We start from the raw sequence: 19,557 nt of genomic DNA on the forward strand, positions 1-19,557 counted from the left end.
ATTAGTTGATTAAGTTTCTGAAAAAGGTAATGATTTGTTGCCAAATATTAGCCAAGAAATTTTTACTTTCTTCAATACTAGCATTGGCATCAAAATTCAAATTCACCTGGTCAAACAGCGAACCTGCCTCAGCCACAATACTATCTTTCAAAGATGATAAGGTTGATTTGAAAGCTGCATCTGTAATCACGCCACTTTTTGATAGATTAAGTGCAAAATTGACAATTAAAGTAATTTGATTACTGGTCATACTTGTATTCAAGCCATAATTAGTTAAAGTATTGTTAACAATCTCTTCAATATCTTGTTTGGTTAAATTAGAACCACCATCTGCAACAGCCTGTTTAATATCTGTCAAAGCCACATTTAATTTATCAGCATCAAAATTCTCTTTATCTTGATTTTCAGCAGCAATATTAGCCAAAGTACTCAATTCTTCTTGAGCCAGTTCTTTATTTTCTGTCGCAATTTCAGCACCATTTTGCTCCAAAGAATAATAAATACCCGCTAAAGCACTTTCTCCCGTTACGGCTATAGGAGAAGCCACTGTAATTTCTGCCTTTTCAATCCCCAAAGTAACGGCTGCATTACGATACATGTTTTCTGTTACCTTGGTAATATTTTCTGGTGTCACGATATTGACTTTCAGTGTGCCTGATGAACCTAATTTTTGAATTTTCACCGAAGAATACAACTGCAAACTTGGATCATCAGCAACATTCATGATTTGAGCAAAAGCACTGGTTGTCATGGTTTTAAGTTGCTGGTCTTGACTATTGTAACCCAACAAATTCAGCGTTGTCGCCTTTTGTTCTTCAGTTAAAGAATACCCCAAGACATAGTCAGGTTGCACATAAGTTTCATCAATAACCGTTTGGACTTGACTATTTGCTTGAACATTACTGGTTGCCATGCTAGTTGTAAAAATCACTGCACTAGCCATCAAAATTTTATGCCATTTCATCATTATTCTCCTTAATCTTTCTAAATAACACTACAATAACACAATAAACTTATCTTTTTCTTAATAATCACTCATGTAATTCTAGAGGTAAGCCATCTGGATCAAAGAAAAAGGTTAATTTTTCATTAGTATAATCATCATAGCGAACTGGTTCAACAAAAATGCCCATAGATTCCAGTTCTTTCTTAGTCTGTTCAACATCTGCTACTTTAAAGCATAAATGCCTTAACCCAGTAGCTTCTGGATAATCTAATCTTTTTGGTGGAGCTTGATAAGAGGAATCTGATAGCTTATTACCAAAAATCTCCAACTCAATCGTCCCACATTTCAAATCAAGTTTATAGTCTTGCTTATGAGGACGATGATTTTCTCGGATAATCTCAAAACCTAACTTGTTTACATAAAAATCTCGTGACTTGTCATAGTCAGAAACAATGATTGCCACATGATGAATCACATCTAATTTCATTCTTATTCTCCAATTTTTCTTTATTATATCATAAGTCAAAATAAAAGACTGGATTTATCCAGTCTTTTATTGAATTTATAAGCTAATTTGATTGTAAGATTTTGTAAAGGAATCTTGAATCTCTTGAGAAGCCTGACTGAAATCAACTTCTCCTTCATAAGTAGCATGAACAATAATTCGTCCAGTTGCTTCAGGATTTGAACAAGTGACCAAGGTGAGATTCTTAACACCTGGTGTATCATCAATAACTTCAACATGCTCAGGTGTTACTTCTGTAATATCAGAAATCACATAGGTATAAATCTTATCCTTATCAGTGAGATAGATTTTCATTCCCAATTGAGCACGCTCTAATGGTGAAAAGAGCATTTCGGAAGCTCCTGTCAAACCAAAGACATTATGACTGGCCAAGGCATAGTTATTTTCTGCGCCCATAACCTGCTCCTCTTTCATGGTACCAGCTCCATAAGTCAGAGCAGTATTATCTAAGCCCTTAAAAATTGGCAAGTTAATATTCAATTCTGGGATAGAAATACCACCAATAACTGGTAATTCTTGAGCCTCCATTTGAGCAGCCAGTACAGATTCGGTACTAATAGATTTTACCGTTGAAAAATCAAAGTTCCCTTCTGACTGTTTGTTTTCTTCAATTTTTTCCTTAGTTACCTTAGAAACTTGGTATTTATTGGTATTGACTGCGATTAAGCTATTACGGATGGATTTGTTAAAGACCAGAGCCAATCCAACAATTAGCATAAGGCTCAATAGTAATGGACGCAACCATTTACTAATTTTTCTTGATTTCTTTGCCATATTTCCCTCTATTCTTCACTTATTTCTACGGCTTCTTCTGCCTCAACCAAGGTAAAAGTGACAATTTTGGCTGTTTGATCCAACCGCATAACCTTGACGCCTTGCGTTGAACGACCCGTTTGAGAGATATTTTGAACATTGGTTCTAATCATCACACCAGTCGTTGTCATGACCATAACATCTTCATTCCCTGTAATCGTGACAAGACCTGCCAAATGACCATTGCGTTCGGTAATGTTAACGGTTTTAATTCCTTTACCGCCACGGCCTTTAGTTGGATATTCACTAGCTGATGTTCGTTTACCAAAACCATTTTCTGTAATAATCAACACTTCTTGGCTGTCGTTAATACGGGCGGCACCGACAACACAATCACCCTCTCGTAAACTCAATCCCTTGACTCCAGACGCACTACGTCCCATACTTCTCACTTTTGTTTCATCAAAACGGACAGAATAACCAAATTTAGTCCCAATAATAACATTATCTTGGCCTTCTGTCAACAAAACGTTAATCAGTTCATCGTTCTCTTTCAAATTCAAGGCAATCAAACCATTTTGACGAATATTACTAAAAGCTGATAAGCTTGAGCGCTTCACAAGGCCTTGTTGGGTCGTGAAGAAAAGAAACTTATTCGCAAAATCATCACTCTTCAAGTTCATAATCGTTTGGATGGTCTCATTCTCCTCTAGTTTGAGCAGATTAACCACTGGAAGCCCCTTGGCAGTACGACCATATTCAGGGATTTCATAGCCTTTCAGACGATAGACACGTCCTTTATTTGTAAAAAAGAGCATAACGTCATGGGTACTGGTTGAGATTAGATCACGAACAAAATCATCATCATTCACTCCTGTTCCTTGAACACCACGTCCCCCACGTTTCTGACTACGGAACTCATCTTGTGGTAAACGCTTGATATATCCCTTATTAGACAAGGTAATCAAAACATCTGTTTCTTCAATCAAATCTTCATCTTCAATTGATAGAACTTCACCCACCATCAATTCTGTACGACGTTCATCAGCATACTTACGCTTGATTTCTTCAAGTTCTTCTTTGATAATGGCAATAACACGTTCTGGTTTGGCTAAAATATCAGCTAAATCAGCAATTAAAGCTAATAAATCCTGATATTCTGACTGAATTTTATCTCGTTCCAAGCCAGTCAAACGACGCAAACGCATGTCCAAAATGGCTTGACTTTGACGTTCCGATAAATTAAATCGCTTAATTAACTGAGCTTGAGCTAGGGCGTCAGTTTCACTATTTCGGATAATTGTAATCACTTCATCCAAATGGTCTAAAGCAATCAACAAACCTTCTAAAATATGTGCTCGTTGCTCTGCCTTGGTCTTATCAAATTGTGTTCGACGTGTAATAACCTCTTTTTGATGGGCAATATAATTATCTAAAATTTGACGCAAGGAAAGAATTTTAGGAATACCATGTTCAATGGCCAGCATATTGAAACCAAAGTTTGTTTGCAGGCTGGTTAACTTGAAAAGGTTATTTAAGATAACACTCGCTGACGCATCACGTCGGACTTCAATAACTAAACGAACGCCTTCACGATTAGATTCGTCACGAACTGCCGTAATTCCCTCAATACGTTTTTCTTGAGCTAAGCGAACAATATGCTCATGAACTTTAACCTTGTTGACCATGTAAGGAAACTCTGTCACGACAATCCGTTCACGACCATTGGACATCTCTTCAATCTCTGTCTTAGCTCGTAAAACAATAGACCCCTTACCTGTTTCATAAGCCTTATGAATGCCTGACTTACCCATAACCAAAGCGCCAGTCGGAAAATCAGGACCAGGTAAAACCGTCATCAAATCCCGGGTTGTTGATTCTGGCTTATCCAACACCATTTTGACCGCCTCGATTGTTTCTCCTAAATTGTGTGGTGGGATATTGGTTGCCATACCAACTGCAATTCCTGTTGCCCCATTAACCAAAAGATTAGGGAAACGAGCAGGTAAAACTAAAGGTTCTCGCTCGCTACCATCATAGTTATCTGCAAAGTCAACCGTATTTTTGTTAATGTCACGCAGCATTTCTAAAGCAATCTTGCTCATTCTTGCCTCAGTATAACGCTGAGCCGCTGGACGATCACCATCCATTGAACCAAAATTTCCATGACCATCAACCAACATATGTCGGTAATTCCACCACTGAGCCATACGAGCCATGGCTTCATAAATAGATGAATCACCATGAGGATGGTATTTACCCATGACATCACCTGTAATACGAGCCGATTTCTTATGAGGCTTATCTGGTGTCACCCCTAGTTCATTCATCCCATATAGAATTCGACGATGAACGGGCTTAAGGCCATCACGAACATCAGGCAAGGCACGAGCCACAATTACACTCATGGCATAGTCAATAAAACTTGTTTTCATTTCACTTGTTAAATTGACATTTACTAAATTTTTATCTTGCATTTTCTGCCTCTTTTCTCACGAAACTCACCTTCTTATTATACCATAAAAAGCTAAAACTCTCGGTCTGTAAGCGTTCTCATCAAGGATTTTTCATTTTCTTAATGACATTTTTCACAAAAAGTGATAGAATAAGGTTCGTATGGAGAAATCCAATAAAATATAAAGGGAGATGTTTAGAATATGACAACTAAACAACACAAAAAAGTTATCCTTGTCGGCGATGGTGCCGTTGGTTCATCTTATGCCTTCACCTTGGTTACTCAAGGTATTGCACAAGAACTTGGAATTATTGATATTTTCAAAGAAAAAACTCAAGGTGACGCTGAAGATTTGAGCCATGCGCTTGCTTTCACATCACCTAAAAAGATTTATGCTGCTGATTATTCTGACTGTCATGACGCTGATTTAGTTGTTTTGACAGCAGGTGCTCCACAAAAACCAGGTGAAACTCGTTTGGATTTGGTAGAAAAAAACCTTCGCATCAACAAAGAAGTTGTTAATGCAATTGTTGAGTCAGGTTTCAATGGAATTTTCCTTGTTGCAGCTAACCCAGTTGACATCTTAACTTACTCGACTTGGAAGTTCTCAGGTTTCCCGAAAGAACGTGTTCTCGGTTCAGGAACTTCACTTGATTCTGCTCGTTTCCGTCAGGCCTTGGCTGAAAAAATCGGTGTTGACGCACGTTCAGTCCATGCTTATATCATGGGAGAACATGGTGATTCAGAATTTGCAGTTTGGTCACATGCTAACGTTGCCGGTGTTAAATTAGAACAATGGTTAAAAGATAACCAAGACGTTGATGAGCAAGGTTTGATTGATCTCTTTATTTCTGTGCGTGATGCCGCTTATTCAATCATCAACAAAAAAGGAGCAACTTACTATGGTATTGCTGTGGCTCTTGCTCGTATTACAAAAGCTATTCTTGACGATGAATCAGCTGTTCTTCCAATTTCAGTTTATCAAGATGGACAATACGAAGGTGTTGAAGATGTTTATATCGGTCAACCAGCTATTGTAGGTGCACACGGTGTTGTTCACCCAGTCAATATTCCATTAAACGATTCTGAACTTCAAAAAATGCAAGCTTCTGCTAAACAATTAAAAGATATTATTGATGAAGCATTTGCGAAAGAAGAATTTGCATCTGCTAGTAAAAACTAATTTAATAAAAAACATCCTTAATGATTAAGGATGTTTTTTATTAGTCATTAAACAAGAAAAAATCTCAGCTCTTTGGCTGAGATTTATTAAATTATTTTGCATTAAGAGCAGCCATTGTGATGTAGTTGTATGGCTTATTGAAATGTGGCAAGAAGAAAATATCTGTTAGTGCCAATTTCTCGATCGTTACACCTTCTTGGATAGCAAGTGAGAACATATGAATACCCATAGACATATCTTCACGAGCTACCATTTGAGCACCAAGGATACGACGTGATTCTTTATCGTAAACGATTTTTAGCGTTACTGGGAAGTTACCATGTTCCATAAACTCTGGTTTTTGATTATCAGTAAACTCAGTGACCTCAGCATCAAAACCAAGACGATTTGCTTTTTCAAGTGTCAAACCAGTTGATACCATGTGCAAGCCATAGATTGAAATACCATTTGACCCTTGAACACCAATTCCTTCAAGATCTGTACCACAAGCGTTATGTGCTGCTACGATACCTGTACGAACGGCATTTGATGCAAGAGCGATATAGCTAGTGTCTTTAGTTGCATTGTCATAGATTGTTGCACAATCACCAATTGCATAAACATCTTTAACACTTGTTTCTTGTTTCTTATTAACAAGGAATGCACCATTACGGAACAATTCAACTTTATCACCAGCAAGAGCTGTATTAGGACGGAAGCCAACAGCCAAAACAACCATGTCAACATCGTACTCAGCTTTATCAGTAATGATTTTTTCAACTTTACCATCACCAGCGATTTCTTTAACCGTTTGACCGAAAGCCAGTTGGATGCCATTATCTTCAAGATTCTTAGCCATCATATCAGTCAAATCTTTGTCATAATAACCGGCAAGACATGTATCAACAACGTCAATCAAGATGACTTCTTTGCCTTTACGTTGGAAAGCTTCTGCTAACTCAACACCAATATAACCTGCACCAACAACAGCAACACGTTTAATATCAGCATCTTTTAGTTTTTCAATAACGTCTGCTGAATTTTGATACAATTTAACAAATTGCAAGTTCTTAAGTGTAGCTTCAAATTCACGAGAACCTTCTTTGATTTCAGCACCTTTGATTGGAGGAAGAATTGGTTGTGAACCTGTTGCAAAGATCAATTTGTCATAAGTTTCAACATGTTTTGTTCCATCTTCTAGAACTGCATGAACTTCTTTTTTGTCATAGTCGATAGACTCAACAGGAGAGTTCATGTAAACCTTAGCTCCCATACTTTCCAATTGTTCTTTATCAGAATAGAACAGACCTTCCGGTCCAGCAATTTGTTCACCAATCCAAAGCGCCATTCCGCAACCTAGGAAAGAAATGTTAGAGTTTTGATCAAAAACAACAATTTCGTTTTCACTACCATAATTTGACAACATTGTTTTAATACAAGCTGTACCCGCGTGGTTTGCACCAACAACAACAATTTTACTCATTTTAAAATCTCTACTTTCATTTTTTCTTACTCTTTTATTATACCATTTTTTAAAAACGCTTTCCACTAATTTGACTAGATTTTACGTTATTTATTTAAAAAATAAAAAATCGGCATAACCGATTTTTTATTTTGATTTAATGTAGTTCACTCCATCAGCTTTAGGTGCGACAGATTGTCCAAAGAAAGCTGCTAAAACCACAATAGTCAAAAGATAAGGTGCAATCTGAAGGTAAACTGTTGGAATTTTTGACAAGAGTGGTAATTGACTACCAATAACCGCTAAACTTTGTGATAAACCAAAGAATAGACTAGCCAACATAGCACCGACTGGATTCCACTTACCGAAGATCATCGCCGCTAAGGAAATGAAACCTGGACCTAAGATTGTTGTAATGGCAAAGTTTACTGAGATAGATTGCGCATAGAGTGCTCCTCCAACACCACCAAGGAAACCTGAAATCATAATACCAAAATAACGCATTTTGTAAACATTGATTCCCAAAGTGTCTGCTGCTTGTGGGTGCTCACCAACTGAACGCAAACGTAAACCAAAACGTGTCTTATATAGAACATACCATGCAGCGAATGAGAAAGCAATCGCTAAATAACCTAAGATACTCGTATTTGTAAAGAAAATTTCACCTAGAACAGGAATATCTGACAGAACTGGGAAAGTGAATTTTCCAAAAGATTGTTGGATATTATCTGTTTGCCCTTTAGAATAAAGAGCCTTAGTTAAGAAAATCGCTAGAGCAGGTGCTAAAAGATTGAGTACTGTACCACTTACAGTATGGTCGGCTCTAAAATTGATAGTCGCTAAGGCATGGATAAGAGAAAAAACTAACCCAACCAAACCTGCTACCAACATAGCTACCCAAGGAGTCATTTTTCCAAAACTATCAGCAAATTCTAAATTGAAAACAATTCCAGAAAAGGCTCCAACAACCATGATCCCTTCAAGACCGACATTAACCGTTCCAGAACGTTCTGAGAAAACCCCGCCAATACTAGTAAAAATTAAAGGCGCAGCATAGATTAACATAGAGGATACTAAGAGCGATAAAATTGTTACTAAACTTAATGATGGCATCCTATTTTCCTCCTTTTCCAGCTTTTCGTGAAGCCATAAATCGTTCAATTAAATAATGTGATGCAACGAAGAAGATAATTGAAGCTGTTACAATACTTACCAATTCTGGTGGAATACCAGCCACAGTCATCCCTGTCTTACCAACACTCAAAATGGCAAAAAGCAAGGCAGCAAAGAAAATACCAATTGGAGAATTCGCTGCTAACAAACTAACAGCCATCCCTTCAAAACCAATAGCAAGTGAGCTGTTTTGAACAAAGACATTTTCAAACGTTCCTAGTCCTTCAACAACCCCACCAAGACCTGCTAAGGCACCTGAGATAACCATAGATAAGATAATGGTTTTTTTAGCTGACATACCTGCATATTCACTGGCATGTGAATTCAGACCAACTGAACGAATTTCAAAACCTAAAATTGTTTTGTTCAGTAAGAACCAAATAACAACAATTGCAATCAAGGCAAAGAAAATACCGATATTCATTCGAGAATTACTAGTCATTGCTGATAGCCATTCTGTTTGATAAGAAGCATTGCTACTAACTTGAATACTAGAGTCAACACTACGCATTAAATCTTTAGAAAAAGCATTTTGAATAATGGCATTACCACCGTAAAGAATGATGTAATTCATCATAATAGTTACAATAACTTCACTAGTTCCTAAATAAGCACGAAGAATACCAGGAATCGCACCAGCAAGTCCTCCAGCAAGCATCGCAATAATAACAGTAATGAGAATTAACAATGGACGAGACATATCGGGATTTTCCAAAGCAAACCAGCCCGCAGCTATCCAACCAGCTAAGGCTTGTCCTGGTAATCCAACGTTGAAGAATCCAGCACGGCTAGCTACTGAGAAGCCTAAACCAATTAAAATTAGTGGCCCCATCGCACGGAAAATTTCTCCAATATTTTTCAAGCTACCAAAAGCCACTTGGAAAAGACCTTCATAACCCCAAAGTGGGTCATATCCAAAAATAAGCATGACTACTGCACCTAGCAACAGGCCTAGTAGAACTGAAATTAAAGGAACAATAATTTGTTGATTTTTCTTAGACATGACTAACCTCCTTGTCAATAGCACCGCCTGCCATCAAGATACCTAACTCTTGTTTATTAGTTTCTTCTGGTTTTACAATGCCTTTAATATGGCCGTCATGAATTACAGCAATACGATCTGAAACATCTAAAATTTCATCTAATTCAAAACTCACAACAAGAACTGCCTTGCCTTTATCACGTTCAGCAATCAAACGTTTACGAATATACTCAATCGCTCCCACATCCAAACCACGAGTTGGTTGACTAACAATTAGTAAGTCTGGGTTACGATCAACTTCACGGGCAATAATAGCCTTTTGCTGATTACCACCTGAAAAACCTTTGGCAGGTACTAGTTCATTAGCTCCACGAACATCAAACTCTGCCATCAATTTTTTCGCATACTCATTGATTTTCTTATAATCTAAGATACCTTTTTTACTTAAAGGTTCTTTATAATAAGTTTGAAGCGCGATATTTTCAGCCAAAGTCATAGGAAGTACCAAACCATCACGATGACGGTCCTCAGGAACATGACCAACACTCAGCTCTGTAATTTGACGAGCTGTCATTTTTGTTATTTCTTGTCCTTTGATTTTAATGCTGCCTGATTTCGCCTTGCGTAATCCTGTGATTGCTTGAATCAATTCACTCTGACCATTGCCATCAATTCCAGCAATACCAATAATTTCACCAGCTCTCACATCTAATGATAGATTTTTAACGGCTGGAATTCCCCTATTTTCATTGACAACTAAATCTTTAATTGATAACACAACGTCTTTTGGTTCAGCAGCTTTTTTAGCCGTTTTGAAAGAAACAGAACGTCCAACCATCATTTCAGCCAAATCTTCAGCAGTTGCTCCAGCAACATTAACCGTTTGAATACTCTTACCACGACGAATTACAGTAACACGATTAGCAACTGCTCGAATCTCGTCTAATTTATGTGTGATTAGGATAATAGATTTACCTTCTTTAACCAAATTACGCATGATTACCATCAATTCTTGAATTTCAGATGGGGTCAAAACGGCTGTTGGCTCATCAAAAATCAACAAATCTGCTCCACGATAAAGAGTTTTCAAAATTTCAACACGTTGTTGAGCACCTACCGTAATGTCTTCGACCTTAGCTGAAGGATCCACAGCCAAGCCATATTTTTCAGAAAGTTCCTTAATCTCTTTAGTAGCTTTCTTCAAATCTAAAACACCATTTTTGACCGTTTCATTACCAAGAATGATATTTTCAGCAACGGTAAAAGCTTCAACTAGCATAAAGTGCTGATGCACCATTCCGATCCCTAAACTGTTAGATTTAGAGGGGGAATCAATTTTAACCACCTCACCTTTAATCGCAATTTCTCCACTCGTTGGTTCAAGTAAGCCTGCGAGCATATTCATCAAAGTTGATTTTCCTGCTCCATTTTCACCAAGAAGAGCATGAATCTCACCTTTTTTAACCGTTAGGTTAATGTGATCATTAGCTACAAAATCACCAAATTTTTTTGTGATTTCTCTCATTTCAATGACATTTTCAGTCATAGGAATCTTCCTTTCAACATAATATCTATCAGTCAGTAAAACTTAGCAAAATTGCTAAGCTTTACTGAGGTATAAATACCTCAGTCTCTTAAAAAGCGACCGACAATGGTCGCTTTATGCATCATTATTTTTCTGGAACAGTGATTTCACCAGAAATAATTTTAGCTTTAGCATCTTCCACTGCTTTTTTAGCCTCATCATCAAGATTAGTTGTAGCAATATTCACACCACCATCTTTAAGACCATAAACAGTTGTTTTACCACCTGGGAATTTACCATCTTTTGTCTCGTTTGTGATTGATTGTAAAGCATTACCAACTTCTTTAATAGATGATGCTAGAACAAAGTTTGATTCCTTACCATCTTTAGAAGTGTATTTACCTTCTTCAGATTGATCTCGGTCAACACCGATAACCCAAACTTTTTCATCTTCGTTTTTAGTTTCGTTGATTGATTTAGCTTCACTAAATACGCCTGCACCAGTTCCTCCTGCTGCTTGATAGATAACATCTGCACCAGCTGCATATTGAGCAGCTGCGATTGTTTTACCTTTAGCCGCATCACCAAATGAACCAGCATATTCTACTGAAATTTTAATAGATGAATCTACAGATTTCACACCCGCTTCAAAACCTTTTTCGAAACGAGTGATAACTTCACCTTCCATACCACCGATGAAGCCAACTTGTTTAGTTTTCGTTGCTTTAGCTGCTGCAACCCCTGCCAAATATGCCGCTTCATTATCTGCAAAAACAACACTCGCTACGTTATCTTTACCTTCAATAACAGAGTCAATGATCGCAAAGTTAGTATCTGGATTATCACCAGCAACTTTATCTACTGCATCATAGAGAGCAAATCCTACACCGAAAACTAACTGATAACCACTATCTACTGCACTACTCAAGTTAGTTGTAAATTCTGATTCACCTGATGATTGGAAGTAAGTATAGCCATTATCTTTTGATAGACCATTCTCTTTACCCCAAGCTTGCAAACCTTCCCAAGCTGACTGGTTAAATGATTTATCGTCAACTCCACCAGTATCCGTAACCATTGCAACTTTCAAATCCGTTGCTGCTTCACTAGATGACGCCGCCTTACGATTTGAACAAGCCGCTAATCCCAATACGGCTACTGAAGCCAAACCAACACCAATAAGTTTTTTGTTCATGTGACTGAACCCTCCTAAATATTTTTTTGTAACTTAAAGCTACGGTACATAAGAAACAGATTAGTTAAAATCTGTGAAAGAATATGGAATTAAATCCTTGACCATCATCTCGACCGTCTTACCATTTTTTGCTATCAATGTCACCTTGCTAGTCGGTTCAAAAAATTCAACCATCACTTGACGACAAGCTCCACAAGGTGATATAGGTTCTTCCGTTTCACCATATACTGCGATTTCTGTCAATTTTGTATAACCTTCAGAAACTGCTTTAAATATAGCTGTCCGTTCACCACAATTGGTTAAACCATAACTGACGTTTTCCACATTACAACCTAAGAAAAATTCTCCATCAGCTGTTTTAACAGCTGCTCCAACTGGGAATTTTGAATAAGGTACATAAGCTTTCTCGCTGGCTTTTTGAGCTAAATCTATTAACTTAGTATCCACCATTAACGCTTTCTCCTTTGATAATTGCCACACCTGAAGAAGTACCTATACGCGTCGCTCCTGCTTCAATAAAAGCTTGGGCATCGGCAAGTGACCGGGCACCTCCTGCTGCTTTAACACCGACTTCTAATCCGACTGTTTCACGCATCAATTTTACATCGGCTACCGTCGCACCATTAGTTGAAAAACCCGTTGACGTCTTAACAAAATCAGCTCCAGCTTTAACTGCTAGTTGACAAGCTAAAACTTTTTCTTCTTCAGTTAAAAGACATGTTTCAATAATGACTTTAACTAATTTATCTTGACTAGCTTCAACAACAGCTCTAATATCTGATTCTACTAATTCTAGGTCTCCCGACTTCAACGCACCAATGTTAATTACCATGTCAATCTCATCAGCTCCAGCTTTAATACTTGCAGCTGTTTCAAATGCCTTAACATCTGATAATGTTGCACCTAAAGGAAAACCTACAACTGTACAAACTTTAACATCTGTCTCTTTCAATGCTTTAGCACAATAAGAAATCCAAGTTGGATTTACACAGACACTTGCGAAATCATATTCTTTTGCTTCAGCGATTAGTTGATCGATTTGTTCACGTGTGCTATCTTGTTTGAGTAGCGTGTGATCAATATATTTATTTAGTTGCATAATTACTTTTAGCCTCTTTCCTAAGAAATAATTTTCAAAATTTCTTTTGGTTTTTCTTGAACATCACCAATTGCAATATTAGCTTGACACTCTGCTAAAACTGTTGAGTCTAATTCTTGATTTGAGTAAACTTTAAGAATCACATCACCTTTAGCAACAAATTCTCCTACTTTTTTATCAAAAACTAAACCTGTCTCATAATCTAGAGCATCAGTTTTGACAGCTCTACCCGCCCCCAAACGCATAGCAATCAAGCCAAATTCCAAGGCTGGCAAAGCAGTGATGTAGCCATCTTTTTCAGCTTTGACTTCAGTAATGTATTGAGCTTGCGATGGACGATACAAATCTTCCAAATCTCCACCTTGATAAGCCACCATCTCTTCAAATTTTTTCAAAGCTTGACCATTGATGAGATGTTCTTTGATGGTTGATAATTCTTCCTTACGTCCGGCCAACTCTAACATAACTTGAGCCAATTCACAGATAAACTCTGTCACATCTTCACGACCCTTACCTTGCATAATCTCTAGTGCCTCTAACACTTCTAAGCGATTACCTACAGCACGCCCCAAAGGCTGACTCATGTTAGTTATTGCTGCAACTGTCTTGCGACCGACTTCATTACCAAGGGCAACCATAGTTCGAGATAAGGTTTCAGCATCATCAAGATTTTTCATGAAGGCACCATCACCAACTGTCACATCTAGCAAAATGCTATCTGCTCCTGCCGCAATCTTTTTACTCATAACTGAACTAGCAATCAGTGGAATAATGTCAACTGTCGCTGTCACATCACGCAAAGCATAAAGCAACTTATCCGCTTTAACCAGTTGATCCGACTGTCCAATAACCGAAACACCAATTTCTTTAACTTGTTGAATAAATTCTTCTTGTGTCCGATCGATTTGATAACCTTTGATTGATTCCAACTTATCAAGAGTACCACCAGTATGGCCTAAACCACGTCCACTCATTTTAGCGACAGGAACACCAAAACTAGCAACTAAAGGTGCCAAAATCAAGGTCACTTTATCACCGACACCTCCTGTCGAGTGTTTATCTGTTTTAATACCACCAATAGAAGACAAATCAATCTCTTGTCCTGTTTTGACCATGCTCATAGTCAAATCTCGAATCTCATTAACTGACATCCCTTGGAAGTAAATCGCCATTGCCATAGCTGACATCTGATAATCTGGCACTTGTCCTTGAGCATAATTTGAAATCAACCAGTTGATTTCTTCTGTACTCAATTCTTTGCCATCACGTTTTTTTTGAATTAAATCTACTGCTCTCATCATTTCACACTTCTAAGTATATAATAGCCCTTATCTTTTTTAATAATGTCACAATTACCAAAAACTTCTTCCATTTTCTGCTTTGCACTAGGAGCACCTTGTTTCTTTTGAATTACAATGGTTAAATCTCCACCCTTGTTCAGATAATGAATCGCCTCTGATAAAATAGTATGGACGACTACTTTTCCTGCCCGAATAGGAGGGTTACTGATGATATGATCAAAGTTACCGGTTACCTCCGTATAAAGATTTGATTGAAAAATATTAGGCTGAACTTGGTTTAACTGAGCATTTTGCTTTGCTAAATCTAGAGCTCGTAAATTAATATCCACCATTGTTGACTTCACTTGATAAGCTTTAGCCAAACTAATTCCTAACGGTCCGTAACCACATCCTACATCCAAGACACTTTCTCCTGGCGAAAAAGTTAAAGTAGATAGAAGCACTTGACTTCCATAATCAACCATACGCTTGGAAAAAACACCCGAGTCTGTTAAAAAATGAAATTTTTGTCCTAATAAGTCAACTTCTAGTTTTTGAATGTCGTGTTGACTATTTGGATTTTCTGTATAATACATATTTGTCATATTTATCAATACACTCTTGTATTTTTCTTACAAAATTATCTTAACATAATCTTAAGATTTTGACAAGCTTTAAATCATTTTTTCGTTAGTTTAATGACGCTTACAAAGAGATAACATTCGGCAATCAAGCGTTTTCTTTTCATTTATGCTATAATATTAGTGTTTGTAAGCCTAGACAAACCAAATATACGATTTTTATTTAAGGAATTCTCTCAACTATGGATTTAAGTAATTTTTTTACAATTTCACGTCAGAGTTGGCGGCAATTACTATCCCCTACTGACCATATTCCCCTAACAACTGATGAATTAGAACGTATCAAAAGTCTTAATGATAAAATTAGCATTGCAGATGTTAAAGACATCTACCTTCCTTTGGTTAGTTTAATTCAAATTTATAAGAAAAATTTTGATGATCTTCATTTTTCGAAAAATATCTTTTTACAACAGCGTACTCCCAATAGACCTTTTATCATCGGCATTTCTGGTAGTGTTGCCGTTGGCAAATCAACAACGAGTCGTCTATTAACCCTTCTATTAAAACGAACCTTTCCCAAAAGTACAGTCAACATGGTAACTACTGATGGCTTTCTCTATCCGAACGCTATTTTAAAAAAGAAACATCTACTCCAGCGCAAAGGATTCCCTGAATCCTATGATATGAAGCGTCTAATTCATTTCCTTAATGAGATAAAAAATAACCAAAAAACAACAATCCCTATTTATTCACATGATATTTATGATATTGTCCCCAATCATCAAGAAGAAATTGATGTGCCTGATATTTTAATCATCGAAGGTATCAATGTTTTACAAACTCAAGAAAATCAAAATCTATACATTAGTGATTATTTTGATTTTTCAATTTATATCGACGCTGATCGTCAAGCTATTGAACGTTGGTACTTAGAACGTTTTGAAACATTATTAGATTTAGCAGTAACCAAACCAACTAACTATTATTATCAATTTACACAGATGCCTCGTCAAGAAGCCTTAGCCTTCTCAAAAAATGTTTGGCAATCTATCAATCTCATCAATCTTAAAGAATTTATCGAACCAACCAAGCAACGTGCTGAACTGATTTTATACAAATCAAATAATCATGAAATTAAACAAATTTTTCTCAAAAAATAATATTCTCAGTGATAATTTTATAGAAAATGATGATTTCTGCTTGTCAAGTACATTATTTTCAGCTATAATAAGATAGTTAGTATAAATGGAGGTGAAAACATTGGCAAATATCAAATCAGCTATCAAACGTGCTGAACTTAACGTAAAACAAAACGCTAAAAACTCAGCACAAAAATCAGCTATGCGTACTGCAATCAAAGCATTCGAAGCTAACCCAACTGAAGAACTTTACCGTACTGCAAGTTCAGTTATTGATAAAGCTGAGTCAAAAGGCTTGATTCATAAAAACAAAGCAAGTCGTGACAAAGCACGTCTTGCTACAAAATTAGCAAACTAAAAGACAGTCCATCGGACTGTTTTTTCATATTCAAATGAATCACTTGACCATTTTAAGAAACAAAAAAGCCTATTCATACATAGGCTTTTAATGGTTAAAAATTAAGCAAAAATAGTCAAAATAAGCGCTAAAATCGCTGGGCCACCTTGAGTTAAAATAATTTTAGGACTGCTAGTCAAAGCACCGTAGCTAGCAACCAAAATAATGTAAATTAAAATAGCTGGAACAAAACTGACATTAAACAACAAACCATATAGTAGGCCAACACCTAATAGTCCGTTATAGATACCTTGGTTTTTGAATAGGGTATTGAGTGATTTTTGTTTCAATTCCTCCTGTGACATGCCAAAAACTTTAGCGGTTTTGGCAGAACTGGTTATCACGGTTTCTAAATACATGATATAAAAACACTCTAGGGCTACTAAGACAACAAAAAAATTAGCTATAATTGACATAAAAAATACTCCTTTTAGGTTAAATAGTTGATGTGCTATAATAGAATAACAAGCATCTATGAATTAAACAAGAACAAAGCAATTAGTTTTAGACAAAAAAACAAAAACTGTCTAATTAAAGGAGCATAAAATGATTAATTCAGTACAACGGAGTCAGAAAAAAATCGAAAATGCACTAAGTTTGCTATTGATGACTCAAACCTTAACAAAAATTACCAGCAGCCAAATCGCTAAAGAAGCCCAAATCAGTCGGGCTAGTTTTTATAATTACTATAAAGATAAATATGACATTATCGATTGCTGTCAACAACGTGTTTTTCAAAAACTAGAACTTGTTTTTGCTCAATTTACTACTAATCGACATGAAAATATTTGCCAAATTTTTGACATTCTAAATCAAGAAACCTTATTTTCTACTCTGTTACTACCAAATGGAAGTAAAGAAATTCATGATTTCTTGCGCTATAAATTTCAGGAACTTGTACGGGAAGATTTAAAAATACAAGGCTCTAAATTTTTAGATAGATTTGAAACACATGAAAATCATTATTGTATCGTCTATCTTTCGAGTGCTTATTTCACTGTTTGTCAAACATGGATTTCACAAGGAAAAAAAGAAAGCCCTAGCCAAATGGCAGACTTTCTCCTTAAAATGATTAAACCTTATCACTTATCTTCTTGAATATGAACTGGTAAGGCTCCGAAACTTTGTGAGGTTGGCATCATTTCCAGACGATTGATATTGATGTGCTGAGGTTGTTGAATCAACCAAATAATCGTCTTAGCAATATCTTCGGGTTGAATGCTATTTGTTCCTTCGTATAATTTTTCAGCTCGTTCCTTATCTCCTTTAAAACGAACAAAAGAAAATTCTGTGCCACCACAAAGACCTGGCTCCAAATTGGTCACTCGAACGCCTGTTCCTGCTAAATCTGCACGTAGATTAAGACTAAATTGTTTAACAAATGCCTTGGTTGCACCGTAAACATTACCACCAGGGTAAGGATAAGTACCCGCAATTGAACCAATATTGATAATTTGACCGCGTTTAAGGACAAGTTTAGGTAAGAGTTGATTAGTGATGAATGACAACCCTAAAACATTCGTCATAATCATGGTTTCCCAATCATTGAAGTCTGCCTCTTGTGCTTTATCCAATCCTAATGCCAAACCTGCATTATTGATCAAGACATCTATCATTGACCAATTTTCAGGTAATTGAGCCAATGCCTTATCAACTTCTGCTTTATTAGTAAGATCTAATGATAAGGGATAAAAAGATTCACCTAATTCTTTTTTTAGATCTTCTAATTTTTCTTGTCGTCGAGCGGCTCCAATAACGCGATAACCTGATTGAACCAATTCTTGACAAATGGCTCGTCCAAAACCAGCTGATGCCCCTGTTACTAAAATCGTTTTCATTTTTCTCCTTATTGAAAAAAACTGGATAAACTCATCCAGTTTTTTGTTAGCTTAATTATCTAAAGCCTGTGCTGCTGTGATGATACCTAATTTATAAATATCTTCGGCATTTGATCCACGAGATAAGTCATTAACTGGTTTATTCAAACCTTGTAAAATTGGTCCGATTGCCTCAAATGAGCCCAAACGTTCAGCAATCTTATAACCTATATTACCTGACTGAAGGTCTGGGAAGATAAAGGTATTTGCCTGTCCTGCCACTTGACTATCTGGTGCCTTAATTTTGGCAGTGGCTGCTACATAAGCTGCATCAAACTGTAATTCCCCATCTAATTTTAGGTTAGGTGCCATTTCTTTAGCCAAACGTGTTGCTTCAACTACCTTATCAACATTAGGTGATTTCCCTGACCCCATCGTTGAAAAACTTAACATCGCCACATAAGGATCAATAGCAAAAATTTTAGCTGTTTCCGCTGTATTAACTGCAATTTCCGCCAATTCTTGCGCATTTGGTTCAATGTTAATCGCACAATCACCAAAAACCAAACGTTCATTCGTGCTATCACGATTCATGATGAAAATTCCTGATGTTCTTGAAACCCCTGGTTTTGTCTTGATGATTTGTAAGGCTGGTCGTACAGTATCTGCTGTAGAATGAATCGCACCACTTACCATACCAGCTGCCAAGCCCATTTGAACCAACATCACACCAAAATAATTAACATCTTTCAATAATTGGTCAGCTTGTTCTGGCTCGACCTTCCCCTTACGCAAGTCAAGAAACATTTCTTTCATCACTGCTAATTGATCATAGTTTTCTGGATCAATGATTGTGACGTTTGACTGCTCATAACCAGCCTCAGCCAATAATTTTTCAACGTCACTTGTATTTCCCAAAACAATCGGTTCTAACAAACCTTCAGCTTTTAAGCGTCCAGCTGCCGTAACCACTCGCAAATCATTACCTTCTGGAAAAACAATCTTAATATTTTTGCCGACAATTTTTTCTTTTAATGTTTCAAATAATGATGCCATAATCACTCT

Annotated in this window: 20 protein-coding genes; 4 read left to right on the forward strand and 16 right to left on the reverse strand. The window is 36.8% G+C overall.

All coding sequences use genetic code 11. The features are described 5' to 3' along the window. Position 1: 1 nt before the first annotated feature. The 4 genes from FRX52_RS01980 to gyrA form a co-directional block, all read right to left on the reverse strand. On the reverse strand, positions 2 to 964 hold the full coding sequence (locus tag FRX52_RS01980) for a DUF1002 domain-containing protein (RefSeq protein ID WP_146538316.1): 963 nt from the start codon (positions 962 to 964) through the stop codon (positions 2 to 4). A 67-nt stretch (positions 965 to 1,031) separates the two neighbouring features. After that, positions 1,032 to 1,433: a VOC family protein gene (locus FRX52_RS01985; RefSeq protein ID WP_146538317.1), complete on the reverse strand. Its 402-nt coding sequence runs from the start codon at positions 1,431 to 1,433 to the stop codon at positions 1,032 to 1,034. Positions 1,434 to 1,508: 75 nt separating this feature from the next. Beyond that, complete coding sequence (locus FRX52_RS01990) at positions 1,509 to 2,246, reverse strand: class A sortase (protein WP_146538318.1); 738 nt, start codon at positions 2,244 to 2,246, stop codon at positions 1,509 to 1,511. Positions 2,247 to 2,254: 8 nt separating this feature from the next. Continuing rightward, a complete protein-coding gene (gene gyrA / locus FRX52_RS01995) occupies positions 2,255 to 4,702 on the reverse strand; it encodes a DNA gyrase subunit A (RefSeq protein WP_146538319.1) in 2,448 nt (815 codons plus the stop codon). Positions 4,703 to 4,882: 180 nt separating this feature from the next. Here gyrA and FRX52_RS02000 point away from each other — a divergent pair, with 180 nt between their 5' ends. Then, on the forward strand, positions 4,883 to 5,863 hold the full coding sequence (locus FRX52_RS02000) for an L-lactate dehydrogenase (RefSeq protein ID WP_146460522.1): 981 nt from the start codon (positions 4,883 to 4,885) through the stop codon (positions 5,861 to 5,863). Positions 5,864 to 5,954: 91 nt separating this feature from the next. Here FRX52_RS02000 and nox read toward each other — a convergent pair whose 3' ends face one another. The 9 genes from nox to FRX52_RS02045 all read right to left on the reverse strand — a co-directional run bounded on the left by nox (position 5,955) and on the right by FRX52_RS02045 (position 15,154). Further along, entirely contained in the window at positions 5,955 to 7,325 is a 1,371-nt protein-coding gene (gene nox, locus FRX52_RS02005; protein ID WP_146460525.1) for a H2O-forming NADH oxidase, read from the reverse strand. A gap of 126 nt (positions 7,326 to 7,451) precedes the next feature. Then, entirely contained in the window at positions 7,452 to 8,417 is a 966-nt protein-coding gene (locus FRX52_RS02010) for an ABC transporter permease (protein ID WP_146460528.1), read from the reverse strand. A gap of 1 nt (position 8,418) precedes the next feature. Beyond that, positions 8,419 to 9,480: an ABC transporter permease gene (locus FRX52_RS02015; RefSeq protein ID WP_146538320.1), complete on the reverse strand. Its 1,062-nt coding sequence runs from the start codon at positions 9,478 to 9,480 to the stop codon at positions 8,419 to 8,421. Beyond that, on the reverse strand, positions 9,473 to 11,005 hold the full coding sequence (locus FRX52_RS02020; RefSeq protein ID WP_146538321.1) for an ABC transporter ATP-binding protein: 1,533 nt from the start codon (positions 11,003 to 11,005) through the stop codon (positions 9,473 to 9,475). Before FRX52_RS02020 ends, FRX52_RS02015 begins: the two co-directional genes overlap by 8 nt. A 124-nt stretch (positions 11,006 to 11,129) precedes the next feature. Beyond that, the gene (locus FRX52_RS02025) at positions 11,130 to 12,179 is read right to left on the reverse strand and encodes a BMP family protein (RefSeq protein ID WP_146538322.1); all 1,050 of its coding nucleotides are present in this window, start codon (positions 12,177 to 12,179) and stop codon (positions 11,130 to 11,132) included. Between the two features lie 60 nt (positions 12,180 to 12,239). Continuing rightward, the gene (locus FRX52_RS02030; protein ID WP_146538323.1) at positions 12,240 to 12,629 is read right to left on the reverse strand and encodes a cytidine deaminase; all 390 of its coding nucleotides are present in this window, start codon (positions 12,627 to 12,629) and stop codon (positions 12,240 to 12,242) included. After that, positions 12,616 to 13,278 (reverse strand): deoxyribose-phosphate aldolase, encoded by a 663-nt coding sequence (deoC, locus tag FRX52_RS02035; protein WP_146538324.1) that lies wholly within the window; start codon positions 13,276 to 13,278, stop codon positions 12,616 to 12,618. Before deoC ends, FRX52_RS02030 begins: the two co-directional genes overlap by 14 nt. Before the next feature lie 20 nt (positions 13,279 to 13,298). Then, a complete protein-coding gene (locus tag FRX52_RS02040) occupies positions 13,299 to 14,576 on the reverse strand; it encodes a pyrimidine-nucleoside phosphorylase (RefSeq protein ID WP_146495544.1) in 1,278 nt (425 codons plus the stop codon). Beyond that, positions 14,576 to 15,154, reverse strand: a complete 579-nt coding sequence (locus FRX52_RS02045) for a class I SAM-dependent methyltransferase (protein ID WP_186603314.1) — start codon at positions 15,152 to 15,154, stop codon at positions 14,576 to 14,578. The genes FRX52_RS02040 and FRX52_RS02045 overlap by 1 nt, the downstream gene beginning before the upstream one ends. Positions 15,155 to 15,381: 227 nt before the next feature. Between FRX52_RS02045 and coaA the strand changes: the two genes are divergently transcribed. Both coaA and rpsT read left to right on the forward strand, forming a co-directional pair. Continuing rightward, positions 15,382 to 16,299 (forward strand): type I pantothenate kinase, encoded by a 918-nt coding sequence (gene coaA, locus FRX52_RS02050; protein WP_146538326.1) that lies wholly within the window; start codon positions 15,382 to 15,384, stop codon positions 16,297 to 16,299. An 85-nt stretch (positions 16,300 to 16,384) separates the two neighbouring features. Further along, positions 16,385 to 16,636 carry a 30S ribosomal protein S20 gene (rpsT, locus tag FRX52_RS02055; protein ID WP_146460545.1) on the forward strand — a complete coding sequence of 84 codons (252 nt, stop codon included), beginning with the start codon at positions 16,385 to 16,387 and terminating at the stop codon, positions 16,634 to 16,636. Positions 16,637 to 16,737: 101 nt separating this feature from the next. On the opposite strand, the gene FRX52_RS02060 is transcribed toward rpsT, so the two are convergent. Beyond that, a complete protein-coding gene (locus tag FRX52_RS02060; RefSeq protein WP_146495427.1) occupies positions 16,738 to 17,091 on the reverse strand; it encodes a DUF1304 domain-containing protein in 354 nt (117 codons plus the stop codon). 130 nt (positions 17,092 to 17,221) lie between these two features. Between FRX52_RS02060 and FRX52_RS02065 the strand changes: the two genes are divergently transcribed. After that, entirely contained in the window at positions 17,222 to 17,773 is a 552-nt protein-coding gene (locus tag FRX52_RS02065; protein WP_146538327.1) for a TetR/AcrR family transcriptional regulator, read from the forward strand. On the opposite strand, the gene FRX52_RS02070 is transcribed toward FRX52_RS02065, so the two are convergent. Then, entirely contained in the window at positions 17,758 to 18,513 is a 756-nt protein-coding gene (locus FRX52_RS02070; RefSeq protein ID WP_146538328.1) for an SDR family oxidoreductase, read from the reverse strand. The genes FRX52_RS02065 and FRX52_RS02070 overlap by 16 nt on opposite strands. Positions 18,514 to 18,564: 51 nt before the next feature. Further along, positions 18,565 to 19,554 (reverse strand): phosphate acetyltransferase, encoded by a 990-nt coding sequence (gene pta, locus FRX52_RS02075; protein ID WP_146495433.1) that lies wholly within the window; start codon positions 19,552 to 19,554, stop codon positions 18,565 to 18,567. Positions 19,555 to 19,557 lie beyond the last annotated feature (3 nt).

Source organism: Streptococcus sp. sy018 (assembly GCF_007859185.1).
In the GTDB taxonomy this organism is placed as follows: Bacteria; Bacillota; Bacilli; order Lactobacillales; family Streptococcaceae; genus Streptococcus.

What these genes read in the sequence shown, in the direction of transcription:
- FRX52_RS02030 (WP_146538323.1), bottom strand. Translation starts at nt 12,629, where the DNA reads ATGGTGGATACTAAGTTAATAGATTTAGCTCAAAAAGCCAGCGAGAAA.
- FRX52_RS01990 (WP_146538318.1), bottom strand. Translation starts at nt 2,246, where the DNA reads ATGGCAAAGAAATCAAGAAAAATTAGTAAATGGTTGCGTCCATTACTA.
- FRX52_RS02025 (WP_146538322.1), bottom strand. Translation starts at nt 12,179, where the DNA reads ATGAACAAAAAACTTATTGGTGTTGGTTTGGCTTCAGTAGCCGTATTG.
- FRX52_RS02065 (WP_146538327.1), top strand. Translation starts at nt 17,222, where the DNA reads ATGATTAATTCAGTACAACGGAGTCAGAAAAAAATCGAAAATGCACTA.
- FRX52_RS02020 (WP_146538321.1), bottom strand. Translation starts at nt 11,005, where the DNA reads ATGACTGAAAATGTCATTGAAATGAGAGAAATCACAAAAAAATTTGGT.
- FRX52_RS02060 (WP_146495427.1), bottom strand. Translation starts at nt 17,091, where the DNA reads ATGTCAATTATAGCTAATTTTTTTGTTGTCTTAGTAGCCCTAGAGTGT.
- coaA (WP_146538326.1), top strand. Translation starts at nt 15,382, where the DNA reads ATGGATTTAAGTAATTTTTTTACAATTTCACGTCAGAGTTGGCGGCAA.
- FRX52_RS02000 (WP_146460522.1), top strand. Translation starts at nt 4,883, where the DNA reads ATGACAACTAAACAACACAAAAAAGTTATCCTTGTCGGCGATGGTGCC.
- FRX52_RS02010 (WP_146460528.1), bottom strand. Translation starts at nt 8,417, where the DNA reads ATGCCATCATTAAGTTTAGTAACAATTTTATCGCTCTTAGTATCCTCT.
- FRX52_RS02070 (WP_146538328.1), bottom strand. Translation starts at nt 18,513, where the DNA reads ATGAAAACGATTTTAGTAACAGGGGCATCAGCTGGTTTTGGACGAGCC.
- gyrA (WP_146538319.1), bottom strand. Translation starts at nt 4,702, where the DNA reads ATGCAAGATAAAAATTTAGTAAATGTCAATTTAACAAGTGAAATGAAA.
- nox (WP_146460525.1), bottom strand. Translation starts at nt 7,325, where the DNA reads ATGAGTAAAATTGTTGTTGTTGGTGCAAACCACGCGGGTACAGCTTGT.
- FRX52_RS01980 (WP_146538316.1), bottom strand. Translation starts at nt 964, where the DNA reads ATGAAATGGCATAAAATTTTGATGGCTAGTGCAGTGATTTTTACAACT.
- FRX52_RS02045 (WP_186603314.1), bottom strand. Translation starts at nt 15,154, where the DNA reads ATGTATTATACAGAAAATCCAAATAGTCAACACGACATTCAAAAACTA.
- deoC (WP_146538324.1), bottom strand. Translation starts at nt 13,278, where the DNA reads ATGCAACTAAATAAATATATTGATCACACGCTACTCAAACAAGATAGC.
- FRX52_RS01985 (WP_146538317.1), bottom strand. Translation starts at nt 1,433, where the DNA reads ATGAAATTAGATGTGATTCATCATGTGGCAATCATTGTTTCTGACTAT.
- FRX52_RS02040 (WP_146495544.1), bottom strand. Translation starts at nt 14,576, where the DNA reads ATGAGAGCAGTAGATTTAATTCAAAAAAAACGTGATGGCAAAGAATTG.
- rpsT (WP_146460545.1), top strand. Translation starts at nt 16,385, where the DNA reads ATGGAGGTGAAAACATTGGCAAATATCAAATCAGCTATCAAACGTGCT.
- FRX52_RS02015 (WP_146538320.1), bottom strand. Translation starts at nt 9,480, where the DNA reads ATGTCTAAGAAAAATCAACAAATTATTGTTCCTTTAATTTCAGTTCTA.